This window comes from Halobacillus sp. (assembly GCF_049282395.1).
GTDB lineage: Bacteria > Bacillota > Bacilli > Bacillales > Halobacillaceae > Halobacillus.
The window spans coordinates 1-5,258 of the sequence record NZ_JBAPTY010000145.1 but is presented as its reverse complement, the minus strand read 5'-3'; the positions used below and the strand labels follow the sequence as shown (position 1 = coordinate 5,258).

Sequence of the window (5,258 nt, the reverse complement as noted above, 5' to 3'; positions counted from 1 at the left end):
CTATTAATCTATTAGACTCTGCCGGAATAGTCAATGTGCCTTTCGGAGTATTCAACCACGTATACTTGCCTGCATTTCACGCACACATGTTTACTTTATTTGTGTACATGTTTACAAATATGCATACATGTTGATATGACAGTATGTGTACGTGTTTGTAATCTTGCATTCATTCTAGTATACAATTGTATTGCAAATTGTGTACTTTCATTACAAATTGTATACTTGAAAACATTTTTGTGTACATAAGCAAACACGCCTGAATATGACATATAATTACACAAAAACACGGACTTGGTTTTTTCGGTGAAAACAAAAGTGCGGACTAGTTGGGAGAGCGCTGTAAAACTCAAAAAAATACCTGTCCGGAAGAATGATTCCAGACAGGTATTAGTATAAAACAGATAAAGAAGTTGCTTTATTTCATAGCCGTAGTGTAGGTAGAGAAGAGTTCTTCTAATTTATCTGTAAGAGAGAGCATTAATAACCCATTACCTTCGGCTGATTTAGAGTAACCGAGAGGGAGAGTGCGTTTAATTAATTGCGAGAATATTTCAGGTTCAGACATAGATCTTTGGAATTGAGCTTCTACAAGAGGAATAATGAGGGCTAAACCACCAGCGACATGGGGTGTAGCCATGGAGGTACCCGATAAGCGAGCATATTTTCCTTTAATATAGGTAGAGAGAACGTCAACCCCAGGGGCTACCAGATCAATTTCATCGTTGGTGTTAGTAAAGTCAGTGATTTCCCTTTGAGCGTCAATCGCTCCAACTTGGATAACTTCATTATAGCAGCCAGGATAGGCGTATTCATAAGTATTCTCACGTCCGTCTCCTTCATTTCCTGCAGCACATACGACAGAAATACCCTGATTAACCGCTTTTTGGACAACCTTATGCATTTCATCCGCATCCTCAGGGCCTCCAAGTGACATAGAAATAACTCTTACACGTTCTCCCTGAGAACCTTTCCAGTTAATAGCGTATTCAATTGCACTTATTATCCAATCGTACTGCCCGCTCCCCTCTCCAGAGAGTACTTTAAGAATTAATAAATCCGCCTGCGGAGCCACACCTATTACACCCTGTTCGTTATCTATGGCTGCAATCGTTCCTGCTACATGAGTACCGTGGCCATTATTATCGTCATAGTTCTTTTCATCACCTTCATAGTCATCTGTAAAGTTATAGCCTCCAAGGATACGGTTCTTAAGATCTGGATGGTCCATTTGACAGCCTGTGTCGATGACAGCAACGACACTCCCTTTTCCCTGGCTGGTTCTGTCCCACAAACTTTGTGCCTCAATCATCTTTACGCCAATTGGGACCTCTTCCGCTTCCTGCAGGATCTGTTCGGTACGGTATGGAATTAACTTCATTTCACTCATTTAACTTCCTCCCCTATTTTGAGTCATGCAAGAGCAAATTGAAGAATGCTAACTCATGATGATAGGTAAAGCTTTCCATTATTATATCATTTTTTGTAAGTATCTGAATATACAGATAAATAATAAATTAGTTAGACAAGAATTAAAGAAAGCAGGAGGCTGTTAGGGCAGCCATCCTGCTTTCTTTAACGTTTCTTCAGCTAATAAAGGGACAAGATTATCAAATATGTGGGTATCACCATTACTCACCGCATATCCACCTTTAAATTTGAACCTAGTTTCTCTAAAATCGATCATTCTATTGTACGCCTGTAGAGCTAATTTCTTATCATCTAATTCCATAGCATATAGAATAAGAAAACCATACAGAGCTGGAGATTCGTATTCTACGATAGGTTCTTTTGTTTGAAGAGAGTAACGCCCATACAGTTTTCCTTTTGCGTTCATTTCTTCGGTGACGAAATTTGTAAATTCAGAAGAAGAGTTTTCCAGTTTTGCCTGATTTAGAGCCACCAGTATTTGATCAATCATATTGACTTCATTGTTGTAAGATACCTTACTTGAATCAGCATCGATGGACTTAGGATAGAATCCTTTCTTCAGTTCAGCTTCTGTAAGAAGGGACTTCATCTGCTGAAAGGTACTGAGAGGAATCAGCTGATGATCTTTAAGCAGCGTTAAGGCTTCTACATCGATATAGGAGTACGTTAGCACATCGGATGTCTGACGGTGCCGGCGGTCATAAAAGTCCGTCCATATATTTTCTGTTCCAAAATAGTCCTTCATATATTCCCCTATTCGGATCGCTGTTTCCCCATACTTTTTTTCATTCCACTGCTCTTCAGCCTTGAATAATGCTTCCGTAATTCGAAGGTTATCCACCAGAGCGTCTGTATCCACTTCTGCTTCCCCATTTTCAGCAAGTTTCCAAAATATAAATCCATCATCGGTTAGAAAATAGGATTCTAATATACGATAAGCTTCTTTAAATATAGAGTGGTCTCCCTTTTCAACTGAGTACAACATCCATAACCCCAGTGATTCTGATAAAGCTTCTCTTCCTCTCACTTCATCAGAATCAAGATGTTCGGTGTTCTTTATATAAGTAGCCAGCGTCCCATTTTCATTCGTCATAAAGTTTTTAATAAAGCTTTCGGTATCTTTAGAAACGGCTTCTGCCCCCCATAATCTCGTGAAAAAGGCGATATTGATAACGACAATAATCAACAGGGATATCATGATGGTTTTTTTCACTCTCCTACCTCACCTTTTTCCGATATTAGACTATGCAGATCGGTTCTCGCTTGTTTCTTTTTCTTTAAAGCGCTGAGTCTTATACCAGGTAACTTCCTGTTTTAATAATACTCGTTTGGCTTCTAAATAAGTAGCATAAACCACAAGGAGCAACCACAACTGGGAATAAGTGAAGTACATAAATAGAATGATCCCCGCGTTCTTCAAGGTTAATTGATCTTTTTCAAAACTAAGCGCTAAGGCAACCTCCGTCACAAATAATAAGAAACCAAGAACCAGCAGAACATAAGATACGGCCCCCATGGAGAGGTTCAAGTCAAAAAATATATTTAAAATAAATATGCTATGAGAGATCATCACTCCCCCAAAGAACAAAAGGTAAGTAAACAGAAAGTAGATGAGATCGAGACCTACTTTTTTATTGTCCATATTCTTAAAGTTAAGAAGGTACTTAAAAATAACATATTCATTGCCTCTGGCCCAGCGTGTCCGCTGCTTCCACCAGACCTTAATCATTTCAGGTTCCTGCTCCCACGTAACGGCTGAAGGGAAAAATCGGATGTGATATCCCAGATTGTAAACTCTGAAACTTAACTCTGTGTCTTCCGAAAGAGCTTTTTCATCCCATCCTCCAAGCTTCTCAAGGATAGAGCGGCGGATAGCAAAATTCGTCCCGGGAATCGTTGATAGTTTGAACCAGAACCATCTTCCCGCCTGAGCCAGCCACTGAAAGGTGATCGTTTCAATATTAATCAGCCGGGTTAACAGATTTTTGCTGCCATTGGTCACACGGAACTTCCCTACAACTGCGCCCGCTTTCTGATCATTCATAAGGCCGGAAGCAAGCTGCGTGACAGCATCAGGCTCAGGTGTGTTATCTGCATCATAGACCACAATAAACTCCCCTGTAGAATGTTTTAAACCTGTATTGAGGGCTCCTGACTTACCCTTGCCTCCAAGTGGAGGTTTGGTGTGAATTACTTTGATATAGGGATACATATCCGCATATCCTTCTACAATATTCCCCGTATCATCGCTGGAATTATCGTTAATCACGATTACTTCAAGTTTATCCTTCGGGTAATTCAGGCGTACCATGCTATTTAAAGTATTCTCAATCACCATTTCTTCATTATGCGCAGGAATGAGAATGCTGACGGCAGGGTACTCCTTCATCTGACTCAAATACTTATCAGCCGTTTTTCGGTACGACTGGGCGTGCAAATATCCTCCCTGCATTAAAAACATATGGTAAAACAACATGAACCAAATTAAGAACAAAGATAGGTACAATAGAAAATCAGCCAACATGATCCCTCCGTTCTATTTTTGAAAAACGTCTGCGGGAAATGATCGTAGAGCTGAAGAAAAAGAGAACGCCTAAGGATCCTGTTCCGACCAGTCCCCATGAAATCTTCTCGAGCGTCTGATGAATAAAATAACTAAACGAAATTTTCGAATCCGTCACTAAGCTAAACTGGCTGCCATCAACATCTACTCTCCCGGCGGCTGTCTGGATGTTCACTTTATCGGAAGTAACGCTATGATTCCCTTTTTTTATGTCAATCCACTGTACGTCAGGGAGGGTTTCAAGTCGACTAAGTAACTCTTTAAATTTCTCCACTCCCAGATACGGGTGGTAGAATAGCGACAGCATTCCATCTCTTACAATCATCTGCTCTTCAGCACGATCCATAATGGCATCCACAGCATCAGGAGCATCCGGCTCGACGTAACCTAACGTCTCTGGGAGAAGGGTCATCCCATGTAAAAAGGATGGCTTCGTAATATAAGGGGCACTCGACATAATCTCCCAGTTATCATCACTTAGCTGTAACTGCCCTACGTAAGTGGAAAAGTACTCGGATGTCGTTTGATATCCATTCTGCGACATCGTATAATGGGGCGCTTCAAAGGCCAGCGGATGAAGGCCGAAGCTCGTTAATTCATTAATTCCGCTCTTAAGTTTACCGGATACATAAGACTGCTCAAATTCTATTAATCCCTTCCTGTAACCTTCATATTCTTTCTGATTATTAAAATCGCCACGTTTCTTCAAAGGTGTGTCGTCTTCCGCATCTTTATAAACCGGTGTATTGTTCTCCACATCCCAAAATTCGAAGCCTTCTCCTGTTTCAGAGTCCCTATACTGATGGGTGTAGCCATGCAAAACCACAGCCCCACCATTAGCCTGCATATACTTTAAAGCTTCCAGTACTTTTGGATAATCTGATAAATGAACACGCTCACCGTTCGCAGGGTTAATATAAACAGGGATGACCGCGATCATATAAGGAATATCCTTCTCCTTCAGCACTTCAGCAATCCCCCGAAGGTTATCGGGATCCACAAGGGGATGGACATCCTCAAGTCGTATATAGCCCTGATGTGCAGAGGCATGATCCGACTGGAACACTTCATGAAGCGTCTCTCCAAGAAACTTTGAAAAAGGGGAATCAATCATCGGCGTTCCTACATAATAAGCTTGTTCGAAATGACTGACGATCGGAAAGGTGCGTTCTCCAGATTCTACTTCTACAATCGTCTCGGCTTTCTCGTCAAGGTTAACGTTAAATACGGTGTGTATGGACGTCTTCACTTTCTTCTCCGGTTT

The 5,258-nt window shown here is 41.0% G+C and carries 4 protein-coding genes; all 4 read right to left on the bottom strand.

What is annotated here, in order from left to right:
• Positions 1-418: 418 nt before the first annotated feature.
• Complete coding sequence (locus WAM07_RS06660) at positions 419-1,390, bottom strand: S8 family peptidase (RefSeq protein WP_422165754.1); 972 nt, start codon at positions 1,388-1,390, stop codon at positions 419-421.
• A gap of 162 nt (positions 1,391-1,552) precedes the next feature.
• Positions 1,553-2,644, bottom strand: a complete 1,092-nt coding sequence (locus WAM07_RS06655; RefSeq protein ID WP_422165753.1) for a hypothetical protein — start codon at positions 2,642-2,644, stop codon at positions 1,553-1,555.
• A gap of 30 nt (positions 2,645-2,674) precedes the next feature.
• The gene (locus tag WAM07_RS06650; protein ID WP_422165752.1) at positions 2,675-3,952 is read right to left on the bottom strand and encodes a glycosyltransferase family 2 protein; all 1,278 of its coding nucleotides are present in this window, start codon (positions 3,950-3,952) and stop codon (positions 2,675-2,677) included.
• The coding region (locus tag WAM07_RS06645; RefSeq protein ID WP_422165751.1) for a DUF2334 domain-containing protein at positions 3,945-5,258 on the bottom strand (1,314 nt) is incomplete at its 5' end. The genes WAM07_RS06650 and WAM07_RS06645, both read right to left, overlap by 8 nt.